Here is a 641-nt window from a genome sequence, read left to right as displayed (position 1 = left end):
ATAAGCGTACTGACAGTATGATCATTCGTCGCCGTCGCGCCAAGAAGAAATAAAGGAAGAATCTCATGCCTCGTTCATTGAAAAAAGGTCCATTCATAGACGCGCATCTGTTTGCTAAAGTTGAGAATGCTATTGACACCAACTCACGCAAACCCATTAAAACTTGGTCGCGCCGCTCGATGATTCTGCCACAAATGGTTGGCCTAACTTTGTCTGTTCACAATGGCCGTACTCATGTACCGGTTATCGTGAGTGAGCAGATGGTTGGTCATAAACTAGGTGAATTTGCCCCGACTCGTACGTATCGTGGTCACGGCATTGACAAAAAAGCTAAGAGATAAGGTGCTTACCATGGAAGTAACTGCAAAATTACGCGGTGCCGCCATATCGGCACAAAAAGTTAGACTCGTTGCTGATGAAGTTCGCGGCAAATCTATTGAGCGTGCTTTGGATATCCTAACGTATAGCAATAAAAAAGGCGCTGTGTTTGTTAAGAAATGCCTTAACTCAGCCATCGCCAATGCCGAACATAATCATGGCTTAGATATTGATGACTTAAGAGTCGCCACTATCTACGTTGATGAAGGCATTACGCTAAAGCGTATCCTACCACGTGCCAAAGGTCGTGCTGATCGTATCAG

The 641-nt window shown here is 44.9% G+C and carries 2 protein-coding genes; both read left to right on the top strand.

The genetic code is table 11. The features are described from left to right. The first annotated feature begins 65 nt into the window (after nucleotides 1-65). Nucleotides 66-341, top strand: coding sequence for a 30S ribosomal protein S19 (rpsS, locus tag ACS8FD_RS21695; protein ID WP_058368265.1), 276 nt, complete (start codon nucleotides 66-68; stop codon nucleotides 339-341). Nucleotides 342-351: 10 nt separating this feature from the next. After that, nucleotides 352-641 (top strand): 50S ribosomal protein L22 (gene rplV, locus ACS8FD_RS21690; protein WP_439277393.1); only part of this gene is annotated, 290 nt, incomplete at its 3' end.

The sequence above is a fragment of the Psychrobacter sp. 1U2 genome (genome assembly GCF_051847575.1).
Note: the sequence above shows the minus strand (reverse complement) of the source record. Positions and strands in the feature narration are given on the sequence as shown.